This window comes from Aeromonas bestiarum, from assembly GCF_028751155.1.
GTDB classification, from domain to species: Bacteria; Pseudomonadota; Gammaproteobacteria; order Enterobacterales; family Aeromonadaceae; genus Aeromonas; species Aeromonas bestiarum.
On the sequence record NZ_CP064746.1, the window covers coordinates 334,246 to 351,419 of the forward strand.

Consider the following 17,174-nt stretch of genomic DNA (forward strand, 5'->3'; position numbering starts at 1 on the left):
GGGTACTCCTCATGAGTACCTTTGCCTACAAGGGGCGCGACAGCCAGGGCAATGCCGTCAGCGGCGTGGTGGACGCCGCCAACGAGATGGCGGCGGCCGAGCAGCTGATGCGCCGCGGCGTGATGCCAACCGAACTCAAGCCGGGCAAGGCGAAATCCGCTGCCATCGACTGGTCGCTGTTGCTGGAAGGGGGCGTCAAGCTGGACGAGCTGGTGGTGTTCAGCCGCCAGATGTACGCCCTGACCCGGGCGGGGATCCCGATCCTGCGTGCCATCGCCGGGCTGGAGGAGAGCGCCCACAGCAAGCCGCTCAAGCGAGCGCTGCACGCGCTGGGGGAGGATCTTGGCAACGGCCGGCCGCTGTCCAGCTCGATGCAGGCCCACCCCAAGGTATTTGGCAGCCTGTTCGTCGCCATCATTCACGTGGGCGAGAACACGGGTCAGCTGGAAGAGGCTTTCTTGCAGCTCGCCAACTATTTCGATCTGGAGCTGGAGACCCGCAAGCGGATCAAGACCGCCATGCGCTACCCCAGTTTCGTGCTGGCGGCCATCGGCATCGCCATGGTGATCCTCAATATCATGGTGATCCCGGTCTTCGCCGGCATGTTTGCCAAGTTCGGCGTCGAGTTGCCGCTGGCGACCCGGATCCTGCTCGCCACCTCCCACTTCTTCGTCCACTACTGGTGGCTGCTGGTCGGCACACTGCTGGCCATGGTGTTTGGCTGGCGCCGCTGGGTGAGCACGGTCAAGGGCAAGCTGACCTGGCACAGATGGCAACTCAGGCTGCCCATCGTCGGCACCATCATAGAGCGCTCCCTGCTGGCCCGCTTCGCCCGCAGCTTCTCCATGATGCTCAAGGCCGGGGTGCCGCTCAATACGGCGCTGACTCTGGTGGCCGATGCGGTGGACAACGCCTGGATGGCGGGCCAGATCCGCGATATGCGGGCCGGTATCGAACGGGGTGAAAGCCTGCTGCGTACCGCTGGCAGCAGCGGCCTGTTTACCCCCCTGGTAATGCAGATGATCGCGGTGGGGGAAGAGACGGGCCAGGTCGACGATCTGTTGCACGAGGCGGCCGAGTATTACGAGCGGGAGGTGGACTATGACCTCAAGAGCCTGACCGCCCGTATCGAGCCCATCCTGATCGGGATCGTGGCTGTCATGGTGCTGGTGCTGGCGCTCGGTATCTTCACACCCATGTGGGACATGATGCGGGCCGTGCGTGGCAAGTAAACAGGCAGCTTTACCGTCAGTGATGCGGGGAGTGGATGAGCGGCAAGATGTGGAGCGAAACGGGTGAGCAGACAGTCACAACAGGATGATCGCTGGCTGGGGGGATATAGACGGATGGCCGTGCTGATCTTGCTGCTGATCATAGTGGCGACCCTGGCCCAGAGCTATCGCACCCACAGAGCGGAGGCGCTGGCCCTCAGCCTGGCCCTGCTGGGGGAACAGTTTGCCGAGCGGGCACAAAGGTTGCACGGGCTCTGGCTGGATCAGCGCCGTCCCGCGAGTCTGTTTGCCGATGGTCTGGCCTGGCAGTTCGATGACAGGGGCTGGCCGATAGGGGCCGGATCCCTGCTGGCGCCCTCGGAAAATTGCCGCCAGCTCTGGTTGTCGATCATAGGCACACAGAGCCAGGATCTGCCGCCGCTGCAAGCGCTGGCGAGCCGCGATGGCGGGGGATGCGAGTTCGGTTGGGAAGATAATTGGCTGATTTATCAATTTTCTGATGGCAGAGTGCAGCAAAAGCCTTGAATGAGGCCGATTGTGTGGCTCAGTTAAATGATTTTTTTATATCTGCATGAAATAATGCGGGTTATTACGGAGGGACCATGGCAACAAATCGAATGGCACCAACACATCCCGGGTTGGTGATGACGTCTCGGGCGGCGGGTTTCTCGTTGATCGAACTGGTGATCGTCATCGTTATTCTGGGGATCCTGGCGGTGACCGCCTTGCCTCGCTTCCTCGATGTGACCGACGAGGCCAAGAAGGCCAGCGTGGAAGGGGTTTCCGGCGGCTTTGCCACCGGTGTTTCTCTGGTGCGGGCCCAGTGGGAGGCGGAGGGACGTGCCAAGCAGGACAGCCTCAATACCGTGCTGTATGACGGTTCCCGCTTCTATCTGACCACGCCGACCGAGACCCAGGTCAGCAATGGCGAGCTCTCCCCCGGTTATCCCATGGATACCTCGGCGGGTGGCGGCATCGATGTGGACCCGGCCAACCTGATGGCCCCGCGCTGTCTCAAGATTTGGGAGGGTCTGTTGCAGAACCCGCCCAAGGCTACTGCCAGCTTTAACGAGGTGCGCGGTAGCGGCAATGACCTGAAATACTATGTCAGTGTGACCAATAACGGCCTGGACTCAGTCTGCCGCTACTATCTGGTCAATAGTTTGAGTAAGGGTAGTGATGGCAAGTATCAGGATCCGCAAGGCAGTACTGATGCATTCATGAGTTTCAGTTACCGTCCGGCTTCCGGTCAGGTGACCACCAATATCAATTGACAGAGGAAAGTAAAATGAAAAAACAGGCGGGTTTTACCCTGATCGAGCTGGTCATAGTGATCATCATTCTGGGCATTCTGGCAGTGACAGCTGCGCCCAAGTTCCTGAATCTGCAGGATGATGCTAAGAAAGCAGCTGCTGATGGCGTAAAAGGTGCAGTAGCAAGTGCATCCCAACTGGTCTATAGCCGAGCAGTACTGGATGGTAGTGAAAAAGATGACACTGGTACTAAGACGGTGAAGCTTGCTGATAACTCTACCGTTACTATCAAATACGGATATCCGACAGCGACTTCTGGTGGTATTGGTAAAGCTGCGACTATCGACCCTCTTTGGGTTGGTAGTGTTAGTGGCTCTGGCTCTACCTATGTGTATCAGACTTCAGGTTCTACTTGCACTGTGGTCTACACCGAAGCGAATGCCAGTGGTGCTGCATCTACAGCTAAGTCTGGTTGCTAACCGGTTCTATGAAAGCGGGGCTAAAGCCCCGCTTTTTCTATCGAGAGTGAGTCGATGCAAAAAGGCTTTACCCTGATTGAACTGGTACTGGTGATCCTGTTACTCGGGATTCTGGCCGCCTTTGCCGTGCCCAAATGGCTGGGCAAAGGTGGCTTTGAAACTCAAACCGTGCGTGACGAGTTGCTGACCCGGCTGCGGTTGGTACAGACCGTCAATATGCATGAGCCTGCCAACCGCTGTACCCAGCTGGTGGTCGCCTCTCCCCGTTTTGCCCACCGTACTTATGCTGCATGTCCCGCCAGCGATGATCTGAGCAGTGGCTGGACCGAAAATCTGCGCACCCGTGGTCGGCTGGTGACCGTCTCTGGGGGAATATCTATTTCCCTGAATAGCAACAACAGCTTCGTGATCCGCTTTGATCAGCTGGGGCGACCATTCGGGAATTGCTCCACAGTAACTGGATGCACACTGCAAGTGAGTGATGGTCGCGAAACCAGCCGTATCAAGATTGAATCGGAGGGATATATCCATGAGATCCCCTGAGCGCGGCTTTACCCTGATTGAGCTGATCGTCGGCATAGTGCTGCTGGCGGTGGCGCTGACCGGTATTTTGGGGTTACTTATCAATCAGGCGCCGCAGGCAGTGGATCCGGTGCAGCAGGTGCGCGCTGCCCAGCTGGCCCAGCGCCTCTCCGGCGAGATCCTGCAAAAGTCGTTTGATGAAAATTCGGACCATAACGGTGGCCGTTATCGTTGTGGTGAGCAGGTTGCGGGGGTGACCATCTCTCCCTGCTCCGGCAGTTATGGCCCAGATGGAGAGCCCGCCCCCTACGCCTATAACGATGTGGATGACTTCGATACTGCGGGAAACTGGCGGGATGCCAGCTGGTTTACCCAGACCTCGTCAGGTATCGGCAGTGATGAGTATCGCAACTATCAGGTGAAAATTGCGGTGAGTGCTGTTGTTTTTAACGCTGATGGCAGCTTCGATAGTTGTAGCGATCACTGTTCGATGGGCAAACGCATCGATCTGCAAGTGAAGCTGCCGGATGAGAGCCTGCTCGACTTCTCCTTCTATCGGGGGAGCTACTGATGGATCGCTCAGTTGTCGGGTGTTGCCTGCCTGTCCGAATGCCCGCTCCTGCAGCCACTTTCGACGTCCGATTACGCCTACCGGCCAATCGAACCTACCGCAAACCTCGGGGTAACAGCGGTTTTACCCTGGTTGAGCTGGTAATGGTGATCCTGCTGCTCGGGATCATGGCGACCTTTACCAGCCAGTTTATCGGTATCGGCACCCAGATCTATGGCGATGCCAGCAGCCGCGAGCAGTTGATGAGCGATGCCCGTTTCGCCATGGAGCGGCTCAATCGCGAGCTGCGTGATGCTGTGCCGGGATCGGAGCGGATCGAGACGACCGGCGGGGCATGGGTCGACTCGGGCGCCTGTTTGCGGTTCTGGCCCATCAGCACCTCCAGTCGTTATCTGGCGCTTAACCGCGCCATGTCGGGGAGCACTGCCACCCTTGAGCTGGTGATGGCAACCCCGGCCTCTGCTGCCAATCCACTGGATGTGGATGCCACCGCCGTCAAAAAAGATGATCAGCTGATCGTATTCCCTGTGCCGGACAAAAATGCCGGTTCGCTCACGGCAGGCTGCGATTATGGCCGCTGCGTGGCCAAGGTTACGGATGTGCTGACTCCCGTCTCAGGGGCGCAAACCATCCGCTATGCCAGCACCGAGAACCTGGCTGGCCTCTCTCCCGGCAGCCGGGTCTACTTTGCCAGCCAGCAGGTGCGCTACTGCGTGGCAGGGAACAGGCTCACCCGCGCCAGCGCTGCCATCGCTGCCGTGTTACCTGCCACGGGAGTGCTGATGGCGGAGTCCCTTCGTACTGGCGCTTTCTATCGGGAAACCTCGGCCTTCAACGCACAAGGGGAGTTTGGCATGCGGCTGGTGTTTGAGCGCAAAGGTGAATCCGTTACCTTCAATCACAAGATAGGGGTGCTCAATGTGCCCTGATGCCAGGCAACCGAGACGGGCGGGGGGCAGCGCCCTGATGATAGCCCTGTTTGTCATAGTGGTGATGGCACTGCTGGCGGCCGCCATGGGCCGCTTTCTGACCGACAGCAGCGAGAAAAACACGGTGGAGGTGCGCAGTGTGCGTGCCCTGCTGGCAGCCCAGAGCGGGCTGGAAGTGGCGCTCTATCGGTTGTTCCCCACACGCACTCTTGCCCAACCGACGCCACCAGCGGTGTGCCCGGCAACCAGCACACTGAACTTTGCCAGCAATCCCGGATTGACCAACTGTCAGGCTGTGGTTCGCTGCGCCATGGTGCCGGTGACCTATAACGGATCTGTGACCAATGGCTATCGTCTCGAGAGTGTCGGCATCTGTGGGATCTCGGACCTCAGCAGTGCCAGCCCTGATTTTGCCGTGAGCAGAACCCTGATGGTTGAAGCTTATGATGGAGGAATGCCCTGATGCGCAACCTATGGTTCGTCGCGGCTATCTGGCTATTGAGTGGCTCAGCTGCCGCGTTTCAGGTGGTCGATCTGCCTACCTATTTCCCTGCAGTGGTACAGGGGCATAGGGGGGATAACAATGCCTCCTGTACCGGACAGGACACCAGCAGTTTTATCCAGAACAATAGCGCCAAAATATTTGGCACTGGCGGGGTGGCACTCTCCTATTGCAGCTCCAATGCGGGGAGTGGTTTGCCATCCGATGGTTGCGATACGGCTGCCGGGGGGCGAGTTCAGTGCCAAATCAGCAGGACGACTATCCGAGGAATACCTGTTACCCAAGGGAGTGGCAATACTTTTCAAACCAGCTCAGGGAGTGACGGCGATATAGGGAGCTGTAGTGCTGGGCAGCAGTTGACTCTAGGCAGCGCTAGCCAATATCAGTTTGGTGCAGTCAGTCTCTACAGTGCCTGCACCCTGACATTTTCCAATGCTCGCAAGGAATATCGCCTCAATAAGCTCGCTATTGGGGGGGGGGCCAAGGTGATACTGCCCGCAGGGGATTACTGGATTAATCGTTTGGAGCTAAATCAGGGTGGGCAACTGGTATTGAGCGGAAATGTCAGGATTTTTGTAAGCCAATCTCTCGGCATCAATGACGCCCTGCTCAATGACGATGCGTCCTATTCTATGTTGCTATTTGGCTACGATGCTATTCAGCTGAATGGTACCAGTCGGGTCAGTGGTTATGTCTATTCTGATAAAAAAGTTACCCTCAATGGGACATCGCAGATAAATGGGCGGGTTACTAGTCGAGATCTTGAGATGACGACCAGCAGCCGCATCAATGACAAGCGCGATTTTGGTAGCGCCATCGATCATTACGAACTCTACTATCCCTCACAAACGCTCACCTGTGAGCGCGCTAATCTGCAACTGAAAGCCTGTGCCAACAGTGATTGTTCCACATTGTTTGATCGCGGCGCGACAGTGACCCTGTCTCCCGCACAAGGGTGGAGCAGCAATCCGGTCATTTTCGATACCTCTGGTAGTGCCGCGTTGAATTTGCAGCGTTATCAGGCTGGTACTCTGCCCCTGTCGATAGTGACAGCAGCACCGTCGGCACCGCTGCGCTGTTTCAAGGATGGTGTGGTAGATGCCACTTGTTCACTCGCATTTGTTGATGCCGCACTGCGTTTCAATGTGTCGACCTTTTATGCCGGTGCGTCGGGTGTCACCTCGATCCGCGCTATCAAATCAAACGATACGGGGGCGACCAAGGTGTGCGTGCCCTTGCTGACCGGTAATCAGACCCTCCAATTTGTATCGAGCAAGGTCGTCTCTGAGACCAGCAATGCTGTACCGACGGTCAATAACACAGCTATCACGCCACCAGGAAACGTTAACGTGGCGTTTAATAGTGATGGAGTGGGTCAACTGACGGTGCAATACCCGGATGCGGGAGTGTTGCGGCTGGATGCCACTTTCCAGAAAAGCGATGCAACCGGAACGCTCAGGCTCACGGGGAGCGACACGTTTGCGGTGATCCCCAAAGCGATCGCACTCCAGGCACAAGGACAGAGTGGCTGTTCGGGGAGTAGCGACAGTACATTTGCTGTCTGCCCTGTCTATCGCAAAGCGGGCGAGACTTTTACGCTGCAGGCTCGCGCGCTCAATGAGCAGGATCAGCTAACCCCAGGCTTTGCGACCAGTAATAAGATGCTCTCTTGGTCACTGCTGGCGCCTGCATCTGGTGACGCAGGCGTTTTTTCGCCAACGGCGATCACGCTGGCGAACGGGATGGCAACCGTGACAGCGAATTGGTCGGAGGTGGGGGTGATCCGGTTAGGGGTCAGCAACTTTGTGCCTTATCCCTCTTATCAGGATGAATCCCCCCAACTTGAGACTGTGCTGCGTTGGAGTGATCCTATCGGTCGTTTTATCCCCGCCGATTTCAATCTGGTCAGCGGCGACATAGTGCCTGCCTGCAATGCCTTCTCCTATATGGGGCAGCCCTTTGGGGTTGCGCTGGATGTGCTGGCCCGCAACCTGTCGGGTGGCCAGACCCAGAACTATACGGGGCTGTTTGCCAAGGGAGACGCCTATCTCTCCGTTGCCAACAACAAGGATGGCAAGTCCCTGTCGGCCCGGTTGCGCAGCCTGTCTGCGCTGCCCTGGGTGAATGGGCGGTCGGCGTTTACCGGTAATAGCGAGTTTGTTCGCCTCTCCGACACCCAACAGGATGGCCCTTACCAGTCTTTGCTGTTTGGTCTCTATATGAAAGACAACGATGGCGAACGTACCCTGATTGCCAGCCCCGACTTCAACGATGCCGTGGCCGGCAATTGCAGCGGAGCTGGTTGCAATGCCCGGCTGATCGACAGTGTGGCCATGCAGGTCTATTTCGGTCGATTGCTGGCGGGCACGGGGGCTGGTCTTGCCTCTGCGCCGCTGGCCGTTCCCTTGCAGATGCAATATTACGAGGCGGGCAACTGGCAGTTGAACAAGCTGGACCAATGTACCCAGCTCTCTCTGGCCAATCAGGGGTTCAGTTTCCTCAATCCGGGCCAGACCTTTGATGCGACCAGCAGGGAGCTCAACCTGGGGGGGAACCGCAAGATAAAGCTGGGGCTGGGCAGCTCGCTGCCGGGCGGCATATCGGCGGTAGCCAGGGATGGGGAGATCCTGTTCCAGTTCGCCAAGCCGGATATCTCGGTACGGATCCCCTACAAGGTCGATTTGTCGAAACAGCCATCACGGCCGCTCTGGTTGTCTGACCCTGTTACCTTGCAAGGCGAGGCCATTTTTGGCTCCAGCCGGGGTAATGACAGAATTATTTATCGGCGCGAAGTGATGCCGTAATGGAGGCGGGGCGGCGGATCTTCGCGATCTTCCCCCCTATCTTCTTGTTTATTAGCGTTTGTCAGCCTGTGCGGGTGAGTGATGACTCGCATTTTTGTCGCGCCTGATGGGTTGGCGACAGTTTGAGCGCTTGCCCATTGGGGTGGGCATTGGTAAAGTTAGCCGGTTTTCTGCACCTCCAAATTCTTAGGATTTCCCGTAGCCATGTTCAAAAAGCTCAGAGGCGTCTTTTCCAACGATCTGTCGATCGACTTGGGAACTGCCAACACCCTGATCTACGTAAAAGATCAAGGGATCGTCCTTAACGAACCCTCAGTTGTCGCCATTCGCCAAGAGCGCGGGAACGCCAAATCGGTCGCTGCCGTCGGTCATGCCGCCAAGCAGATGCTGGGTCGTACCCCAGGCAACATCTCCGCCATCCGTCCGATGAAAGACGGCGTCATCGCCGACTTCTACGTGACCGAGAAGATGCTGCAGCACTTCATCAAGCAGGTTCACGACAACAACTATTTCCGCCCCAGCCCCCGTGTGCTGGTATGTGTGCCGTGTGGCTCCACCCAGGTGGAACGCCGTGCCATCAAGGAATCCGCACTGGGCGCTGGCGCCCGTGAGGTTTACCTGATCGACGAACCCATGGCTGCCGCCATCGGTGCCGGCTTGCCGGTCTCCGAAGCGACCGGTTCCATGGTGGTCGACATCGGTGGTGGTACCACCGAAGTGGCCATCATCTCCCTGAACGGCGTGGTTTACTCCCAATCCGTGCGGATCGGTGGCGACAAGTTTGATGAAGCCATCATCAGCTACGTGCGTCGCAACTATGGCAGCCTGATCGGGGAAGCCACCGCCGAGCGCATCAAGCACGAAATCGGCTCCGCCTATCCGGGCGAAGAGGTGCGCGAGATCGAAGTTCGTGGTCGCAACCTGGCCGAGGGTGTGCCGCGCAGCTTCACCCTCAACTCCAACGAGATCCTGGAAGCGCTGCAAGAGCCGCTGTCCGGTATCGTCTCCGCCGTGATGGTGGCGCTGGAGCAGTCTCCGCCGGAACTGGCGTCCGACATCTCCGAGCGCGGCATGGTGCTGACCGGTGGTGGTGCACTGCTGAAGGATATCGACCGTCTGCTGATGGAAGAGACCGGCATACCGGTAGTGGTTGCCGAAGATCCCCTCACCTGTGTGGCCCGTGGCGGCGGCAAGGCGCTGGAGCTGATCGACATGCACGGTGGCGACCTGTTCCACTACGAATAAGACCCAAAGCCGGCCAGCGCGCCGGCTCTTTTTTGACGACTCATGAAACCCATTTTTGGTAGAGGCCCTTCGCTTCAGTTACGGTTGTTTCTCGCCGTCATCATCTCCATTGCTGCCATCGTAGCGGACTCTCGCTTCGGTGTGTTTACCCATGTCCGCGTCTACCTCAGTTCGCTCGTCAGCCCGCTGCAATACATGGCCAATGCGCCAGGTATCATGCTCGATACCATGTCGACCCAGGTGCAGACCCGGGCCGGCCTCATCGAGCAGACCAAGCAGCAGGAACAACAGCTGTTCACCCTGCGTTCGCGCCTGCTCAAGATGGATCATCTGGAGCACGAGAACCAGCGTCTGCGTGAGCTGCTCGGTTCTCCGGTGCACAAGGAGTCCCGCAAGATGGTGGCCGAGCTGCTGTCGGTGGATTCCGACCCCTTCAGCCATCAGGTGCTGATCAACAAGGGGGCGCTGGACGGCGTCTACAACGGCCAGCCGGTGATCAACGATCAGGGGGTGATAGGTCAGGTGCTGCACGTGGGTTCCACCACCAGCCGTGTCCTGCTCATCACCGACTCCAGCCACGGCATCCCGGTGCGGGTGCTGCGCAACGACCTGCGCGCCATTGCCTCCGGCAGCGGCGAGCTGGACAAGCTGGAGCTGCGCAACCTGCCGCGCAACACCGATGTTCAGGTTGGCGACCTGCTGGTCACCTCCGGTCTTGGCGGCCGCTTCCCGGAAGGGTATCCGGTGGCGACCGTGACCCGCTCCGACTATGTGGAGGGCAAGCCCTTCGCCCAGGTCGAGGCCAAGCCGCTGGTGGCACTGGACAGATTGCGTTACCTGCTGCTGCTGTGGACCGACAAGAAGCCGGACGTGCACGATGATGAAGAGGCGCCGACCCCGGCGGCTGCGCCGGTAGCGGCAGCCTCGGCTGCGGGAGCGACGCGCTGATGTTGCAACCCGCCAGCGGCAGGATCTGGATCTGGATCTCGATCCTGCTGGCTCTGTGCCTGTCGATCCTGCCGCTTCCCTTTCAATTTGAACCCTTCCGTCCGGACTGGCTCGCCATGGTGCTCATCTACTGGGCGCTGGCGTTGCCGCACAGGACCAACGTCGGTTCCGCCTGGGTGGCGGGCCTGCTGCTGGACGTGCTGCTGGGCAGCACCCTCGGCGTGCGGGCCATGGCCATGGCCATCACCACCTATCTGGCGGCCTTCCAGTTCCAGAAGATCCGCAACTTCTCCCTCTGGCAACAGGCGCTGATCATCGGCTGTCTCTCGCTGGTGGGCAAGGTGACCATCTTCTGGGCCGAACACCTGTTCAGCCGTGCCAGCCTCAATCTTGCCTACTTTTGGTCGACCCTGAGCACGATGCTAATATGGCCCTGGGTGTTTCTGGTCTTGCGCAAGGTGCGCCGCCGCTTCAATATCAAGTGAATATGAGCAAAAACAATGCATTGTAACTTTACCTCATCTCATTAAGTGAATATGAACAAGCACAACGAACTGCAACTGTATCTCGCCTCGGGCTCGCCCCGCCGTCATGAACTGCTTGCCCAGCTGGGGTACCGCTTCGAGGTGCTCAGACTGGATGTGCCGGAACGGCGGGAAGAGGGTGAAAAGGCGCAGGATTACGTCTGCCGCCTCGCCCGCGACAAGGCGATGGCCGGCGTGGCAGCCGCCCCGACGGCACTGCCGGTGCTGGGCGCCGACACCATAGTGGTGCTGGGTGATCGGGTGCTGGAGAAGCCGTCCGATCTGCTCGATGCCAAAGACATGCTGGAGGCGCTCTCCGGCAAGGTGCATCAGGTGATGACGGCGGTCGCGCTGGCGACCCCGGAGCGCTGCGATGTGCGCCTGGTCACCACCAACGTGGCGTTTCGCAAGCTGGACGAGGCCGAGATCGAAGCCTACTGGCGCACGGGTGAGCCCTGTGACAAGGCGGGTGCCTATGCGATTCAAGGGATTGCCGGCAAGTTTGTCAGCCGCATCGAGGGAAGCTACAGCGCCGTGGTCGGCCTGCCCCTGCTGGAAACGGATCTGCTGATCAAGCATCATCTGGAACAGTCTCGGTAATCTATCCGTCAGCCGTGTTCTGCGAGGCCCGTTCAGCGGGCAGGCACAGGGTCGGAACATGGCGGTCAGAATTTGAAGCCATCACAGGCAAGGCATGGGTCGGTGAAACTCGCCGGCTGTTTCTTACTGCGTTACTCACCGGGCACGCGCCGGTTTGGCTGCCAGAATTTAAAACTAGAAAGGCAAGGTAACTTATGTCGGTAGAACTGCTGGTGAACGTCACCCCCTCCGAAACCCGGGTCGCCCTGGTCGAAAACGGTCTGCTGCAGGAAGTGCACGTAGAGCGTCAGGCCAAGCGCGGCATAGTGGGCAACATCTACAAAGGCAAGATCAGCCGGGTGCTGCCCGGCATGCAGGCGGCTTTCGTCGATATCGGCATGGACAAGGCGGCCTTCCTGCACGCTTCCGACATAGTGCCGCACACCGAGTGCGTGGCGGTGAAGGAGAAGGAGCAGTTCCAGGCCGGCAACATAGCCGAGCTGGTACGCCAGGGGCAGGACATAATGGTGCAGGTGGTGAAAGATCCGCTGGGCACCAAGGGCGCCCGTCTCACCACCGACATCACGCTGCCGTCCCGCTATCTGGTGTTCATGCCGGGCAGTGCGCATGTGGGGGTTTCCCAGCGCATCGAGTCCGAAGCGGAGCGCGAGCGCCTCAAGCGCACCGTGGCCAGCTATGTGGATGATCTCGGTGGTTACATCATTCGCACCGCCGCCGAAGGGGTGGGGGAGCAGGAGCTGGAGCAGGACGCCGCCTTCCTCAAGCGGCTGTGGCGCAAGATCCTGGAGCGCAAGCAGAAGTACCCGCCCTGCAAGATCCTGTACGAAGATCCCAGCCTGGCCTTCCGGGTGGTGCGCGACTTCGTCGGCGCCGAGCTCGACAAGATCCGGGTCGACTCGCGCCAGAGCTTCGATCAGCTCAAGCGCTTCACCGAGGAGTACGTGCCCGAACTGGCCGGCAAGCTGGAATATTACTCCGGCGAGTCGCCCATCTTCGATCTCTACGATGTGGAGAACGAGATCCAGCGTGCGCTGGATCGCAAGGTAGAGCTCAAATCCGGCGGCTACCTCATCATCGACCAGACCGAAGCCATGACCACGGTGGACATCAACACGGGTGCCTTCGTCGGCCACCGCAATCTGGAAGAGACCATCTTCAACACCAACGTCGAGGCGACGGCGGCCATCGCCCGCCACCTGCGCCTGCGCAACCTCGGCGGCATCATCATCATCGATTTCATCGACATGCAGTCCGAGGATCATCGCCGGCGGGTGCTGCACAGCCTGGAGCAGGCGCTCTCCAAGGACAGAGCCAAGACCAACGTCAACGGCTTCTCCCAGCTCGGTCTGGTGGAGATGACCCGCAAGCGTACCCGCGAGAGCCTGGAGCACGTGCTCTGCTCCGAGTGCCCCGAGTGCAAGGGGCGCGGCCGGGTCAAGACGGTGGAGTCGGTCTGCTTCGAGATCCTGCGGGAGATCATCCGGGTCAATCGCGCCTACGATGCGGATCAGTTCACCGTCTACGCCGCGCCTGCCGTGGCCGACTACCTGCGGGGCGAAGAGTCCCACAGCCTCGCCGAGCTGGAGGTGTTCATCGGCAAGCAGGTCCGGGTGGTGAGTGAACCACTCTGCGGCCAGGAACAATTCGATGTGGTGATGATGTAATTGGTCTATCGCTGGCTGAGTCGGGGCTGGTTAGCCCTCGGGGTCTTCTTCGTGCTGCTGGCCATCCTGGTCAGTCTGGTGCGCTTTGGCGGCCCCTTGCTCAATCAGCACAGGCAGGCACTGCTCGACACCCTGCTGGCCGACAGCAAGCTGGAAGCCAGCGTCGATCGCATCGGCCTGGACTGGACCCGGCGCGGCCCGGCTCTCGAACTGCAACAGCTGGTGATAGCGCCGGATTCCGGCCGTTTCGCCCTGCGTCTTGGCAAGGTGTGGGCGCACCTCGACTTCTGGCGCTCCCTCAACGAACTCAAGCCTGTGTTCGGCCAGCTCATCTTGAGCGATGGCGACATAGCGCTGGATCTGGCCCAGCCGGCCGGCCCCGAGCCCAGTGACGGCCGCGAGCAGCAGCAGGCATTGCTGCGCTTCCTGCTGACCCAGCTCTCCACCTTCGACATTCACGACACCCGCCTCAGCCTGACCACGGCGCTGGGGGAGGTGCGGGCCCTCGACATCGCCCAGCTGCGCTGGCAGAACCGCGGCAAGCGCCATCAGGGGGTCGGCAAGGCCTATCTGATCAACGGGGTGGGCGAGAGCACCATAGATCTCATCCTGGATGTGGATGCCCCCGAGGCGCGGCTCGATCGGCTCAAGGGGCAGCTCTATCTGGGGGCCAGCCAGCTCGACATCAGCCCCATGCTGGCACGGATCCATGCCGGCGAGCCACGGGTGGCCGGCCAGCTCGATTTCCAGCTGTGGAGCACCTTTGCCAGCGGTCAGCTGGGGGAATCCCTGCTGGCATTCGGCAACAACTACCTGATCTGGCAGGATGAGAAGCAGGGTGCCATGCACCGTCTCGGCCTGCAGGGGGGCAAGATCCAGCTGCGCCGGGACGGCGAAGAGTGGCAGCTTGCCAGCCATGACGTGACCTTCAAGCTCGACGGCAAGCCCTGGCTGCAGAGCCGGTTGCAGCTCGAGCGGGTTGGCTCCCGCATTCAGGGTTATGTGCCCGCCATCGATCTGGATCAGGTCGCCAATCTGAGCCAGCTGGTCTCCGGCCTCTACCCAGAGTTGACCGAAACCATCAAGCGCACCCAGCCCAAGGGCCAGCTGCAGGATCTTGTCCTGCAGGCCGACGCCGACTGGCGCGGGCTCTCCCTCAGCGGCCAGCTCTCCCACATCAAGGTCACCGCCTGGCAGGACGTGCCCGGCGTGCAGGATCTCAACGGCGAGTTCTGGCTGACTCCGACCGGCGGCAGCGCCCGGCTGGCGCTGCACAAGGACAAAGTGGATCCGGCGCGCCACTTCAAGGAGCCGATCCCGGTCGACAGCTTCTCGGCGCGGCTCGACTGGTGGCAGGATCCCAGGGGCTGGGTGCTCTATGGTCAGGACGTGGCGCTGGACAACCCGGATTTGACCCTCGCCAGCCGTTTCAGGATGGATCTGTACGAACACACCTTCCTCGCCCTGACCGGTCGCATCGACGTCAAGAATGCGGGCAATGCGGATCGCTACTACCCCTTGCAGGTGATGAGCAAGAGCCTGGTGGACTACCTGAGCGGCGCCATCAAGGGCGGCCAGGCCAAGGGCGCGGATCTGCTCTGGTACGGCGAGTTCAAGGATTTCCCCTACAGCAAGGGCGAGGGCATCTTCCAGGTGGCAGTGCCATTGGAGCAGGCCACCTTCCAGTTCTTCCCCGGTTGGCAACCGCTCACCGAGCTGCAGATCGATCTCTTGTTCCAGAACGCCAGCCTCGACATGAACAGCCGTTCCACCCACCTTGGCAAGGCCAGCTCAGACTCGGTCCATGCCTGGATCCCGGATCTCTACCCGGGCGCCCACCTCTATGTGGATGCCAAGGTGGCGGGCGAGGGCAAGGCCATCAACGACTACCTGCAGGACTCTCCGCTGGGGGATTCCGTCGGTCAGGCGCTGCGGGAGATCGAGATCCGGGGCCCGCTCAAGGGCTCGGTCAAGCTGGATATCCCCCTCGATGGCGAGAGCAAGGTCAAGGCGAGCGGCGACGCCCTGTTCAGCAACAACAAGGTGCGGGTCGCCAGTCTGGATCTGCCGCTGGAGCAGGTGCAGGGGCGGCTCGAATATGACAACGAGCAGACCCGTTTCAGCAACCTCAAGGCCAGCCTGTGGAACCAGCCGCTGACCCTGGATTATCAGGGTCGGCAGCAGCCGAACCGCTATCAGGTCGACCTCAAGTTCAAGGGCTTGTGGGACAGCAATCGCCAGCGCCGCGATCTGCCCGTGCTCGACATCCTCAAGGGGCGTGGCAACTGGGCCGGTACCCTGGGGCTGACCCTGCCCAACGACAAGCCATTCAGCTTCCAGCTGGCGCTGGACTCCAACCTGCAGGGCATGGGGCTGGATCTGCCCTCGCCGCTGGCCAAGGACGCCAACAGCCGCTTGCCGCTCAAGGTGACAGCCCGTGGCCGCGACGGCAGCGCCGACATTCGCGCCGTGTTGGGCGCCGATGTGGATATGCAGAGCCGGCTGGTCTATGGCGATGGGGTGCCTTACCTCAGCCGGGTGCGGGTGGACGTGGGTCAGCCCGGGGCCCGGGTGCTGCGCGACAAGCCCATGCTGCTGGCCATCAACCAGCAGCAGGCGGATGTAGCCGGCTGGCTGGCCCGACTCAAGCAATGGCTGCCGGCGAGCACGGCGGCGGGCGGCAATGCTGTGGTCGGCCCCGCCTTCCTGCCCCAGGAGTGGTGGGTGGATGGCCAGCTGGCCCGCGCCGACATCGGCAGCGCCAACCTCAAGGCGGTGCACTTCACCGTGGGGCCGGTCAAGCAGGCCACCGAGGTGATGATCGACAGCCCGGACGTGATGGGAGTGGTGCGCCTGCCGGTGACCGAGCGTCAGCCCATAGACGCGAAATTTGCCCGCATTTATTGGTCCGGCAAGAGTTCGGATCTGAGCCCCGAGCCCGATGCCAGACAGGACAGGGCCATCATGGACGCCATTCCCTGGCTCACCTTCAGCTGCGTGGATTGCCGCTTCGGCGCCCTGCCGCTGGGGGAGGTGAAGGGAGAGCTGGTGCCCGGCGCCAACAAGCTGACCCTCAAGGGGCTGGACATGCGGCTGGCGGGCAGCCAGCTGACCGGCACGGTAGACTGGCTGGCCCAGCCCGGCCGGATGCAGACCCATGCCCGTGCCAGCATCAGCAGCAACAACAGCGAGCTGCTGCTCAAGCGGCTCGGCTATACCTCGCCCATCGGCGATGCGCCCGGCAAGATGGCGCTGGATCTGAACTGGAACGATGTGCCCTATCGGCTGGATGTGCCGACCCTGGCCGGCAGTGCCAACTATCAGCTGGAGGGGGGCACGTTGCGCGAGGTCAACGACAAGGGGGCGCGCCTGCTCTCCCTGCTCAGCCTGGATTCTCTGCTGCGCAAGCTGCGGCTCGATTTTCGCGATGTGTTCGACAAGGGCTTCTATTTCGAATCCATGTCCGCCTCCGCCAAGATCAAGCAAGGGGTGGTGGATAATCAGGACTTCTACATGAAGGGGGCGGCGGGCAACCTGCGCGGCGAAGGCATCGCCGACCTGGTGCGCTGGCGACTCGACTACGAGCTGAGCTTCTCCCCCAACCTGGGCGGCACATTGCCGGTGGTGGCGGCCTTCTCGCTGACTCCGATCACCGGCCTCTATGTGCTGGCCCTCTCCAAGCTGCTGGAGCCGGTAGTGGACGTGGTGACCCGCATCGATTTTCGGGTCTCGGGCCCGCTCGACGATCCCAAGCTGATCGAGGCAGGACGGGATCGGGCCCGCATCAAGCTCAACCAGCAGCAGAAGGAGGCGGTCGATGCGGTTGCCCCCAACCTGCCGGCGCAGGAGGTGACCCCCTTCCTGCTGACCCCCAAACACGCGGGGCCCGCCCAGCGCTGAG

Annotated in this window: 15 protein-coding genes; all 15 read left to right on the forward strand. The window is 60.6% G+C overall.

Annotated features, from left to right (window positions below; genetic code table 11):
- Nucleotides 1-11 precede the first annotated feature (11 nt).
- The 15 genes from mshG to IU367_RS01690 all read left to right on the forward strand — a co-directional run bounded on the left by mshG (nt 12) and on the right by IU367_RS01690 (nt 17,173).
- Entirely contained in the window at nt 12-1,232 is a 1,221-nt protein-coding gene (gene mshG, locus IU367_RS01620; RefSeq protein WP_274453251.1) for an MSHA fimbrial biogenesis protein MshG, read from the forward strand.
- A 63-nt stretch (nt 1,233-1,295) separates the two neighbouring features.
- Nucleotides 1,296-1,757 carry a hypothetical protein gene (locus IU367_RS01625; protein ID WP_274453252.1) on the forward strand — a complete coding sequence of 154 codons (462 nt, stop codon included), beginning with the start codon at nt 1,296-1,298 and terminating at the stop codon, nt 1,755-1,757.
- Nucleotides 1,758-1,834: 77 nt separating this feature from the next.
- Nucleotides 1,835-2,506 (forward strand): type II secretion system protein, encoded by a 672-nt coding sequence (locus IU367_RS01630; RefSeq protein ID WP_274453253.1) that lies wholly within the window; start codon nt 1,835-1,837, stop codon nt 2,504-2,506.
- Between the two features lie 14 nt (nt 2,507-2,520).
- Nucleotides 2,521-2,964, forward strand: coding sequence for a prepilin-type N-terminal cleavage/methylation domain-containing protein (locus IU367_RS01635; protein ID WP_082969978.1), 444 nt, complete (start codon nt 2,521-2,523; stop codon nt 2,962-2,964).
- A 54-nt stretch (nt 2,965-3,018) separates the two neighbouring features.
- Nucleotides 3,019-3,507: a prepilin-type N-terminal cleavage/methylation domain-containing protein gene (locus IU367_RS01640; RefSeq protein ID WP_274453255.1), complete on the forward strand. Its 489-nt coding sequence runs from the start codon at nt 3,019-3,021 to the stop codon at nt 3,505-3,507.
- Entirely contained in the window at nt 3,494-4,057 is a 564-nt protein-coding gene (locus IU367_RS01645) for a type IV pilus modification PilV family protein (RefSeq protein ID WP_274453256.1), read from the forward strand. The genes IU367_RS01640 and IU367_RS01645 overlap by 14 nt, the downstream gene beginning before the upstream one ends.
- On the forward strand, nt 4,057-4,986 hold the full coding sequence (locus IU367_RS01650) for a PilW family protein (RefSeq protein WP_274453257.1): 930 nt from the start codon (nt 4,057-4,059) through the stop codon (nt 4,984-4,986). Before IU367_RS01645 ends, IU367_RS01650 begins: the two co-directional genes overlap by 1 nt.
- Complete coding sequence (locus tag IU367_RS01655; RefSeq protein ID WP_274453258.1) at nt 4,976-5,449, forward strand: MSHA biogenesis protein MshP; 474 nt, start codon at nt 4,976-4,978, stop codon at nt 5,447-5,449. The genes IU367_RS01650 and IU367_RS01655 overlap by 11 nt, the downstream gene beginning before the upstream one ends.
- The gene (locus IU367_RS01660) at nt 5,449-8,292 is read left to right on the forward strand and encodes a DUF6701 domain-containing protein (protein ID WP_274453259.1); all 2,844 of its coding nucleotides are present in this window, start codon (nt 5,449-5,451) and stop codon (nt 8,290-8,292) included. The genes IU367_RS01655 and IU367_RS01660 overlap by 1 nt, the downstream gene beginning before the upstream one ends.
- A 204-nt stretch (nt 8,293-8,496) precedes the next feature.
- Nucleotides 8,497-9,537 (forward strand): rod shape-determining protein, encoded by a 1,041-nt coding sequence (locus IU367_RS01665; protein ID WP_005308111.1) that lies wholly within the window; start codon nt 8,497-8,499, stop codon nt 9,535-9,537.
- A gap of 42 nt (nt 9,538-9,579) precedes the next feature.
- A complete protein-coding gene (gene mreC, locus IU367_RS01670) occupies nt 9,580-10,485 on the forward strand; it encodes a rod shape-determining protein MreC (protein ID WP_042868624.1) in 906 nt (301 codons plus the stop codon).
- Nucleotides 10,485-10,970, forward strand: a complete 486-nt coding sequence (mreD, locus tag IU367_RS01675) for a rod shape-determining protein MreD (RefSeq protein ID WP_042037959.1) — start codon at nt 10,485-10,487, stop codon at nt 10,968-10,970. Before mreC ends, mreD begins: the two co-directional genes overlap by 1 nt.
- 51 nt (nt 10,971-11,021) lie before the next feature.
- The gene (locus tag IU367_RS01680; RefSeq protein ID WP_042868627.1) at nt 11,022-11,609 is read left to right on the forward strand and encodes a Maf family protein; all 588 of its coding nucleotides are present in this window, start codon (nt 11,022-11,024) and stop codon (nt 11,607-11,609) included.
- Nucleotides 11,610-11,803: 194 nt separating this feature from the next.
- Nucleotides 11,804-13,273 carry a ribonuclease G gene (gene rng, locus IU367_RS01685; RefSeq protein WP_042868629.1) on the forward strand — a complete coding sequence of 490 codons (1,470 nt, stop codon included), beginning with the start codon at nt 11,804-11,806 and terminating at the stop codon, nt 13,271-13,273.
- Entirely contained in the window at nt 13,274-17,173 is a 3,900-nt protein-coding gene (locus tag IU367_RS01690; RefSeq protein ID WP_274453260.1) for a YhdP family protein, read from the forward strand.
- The last annotated feature ends 1 nt before the right edge of the window (nt 17,174 follow it).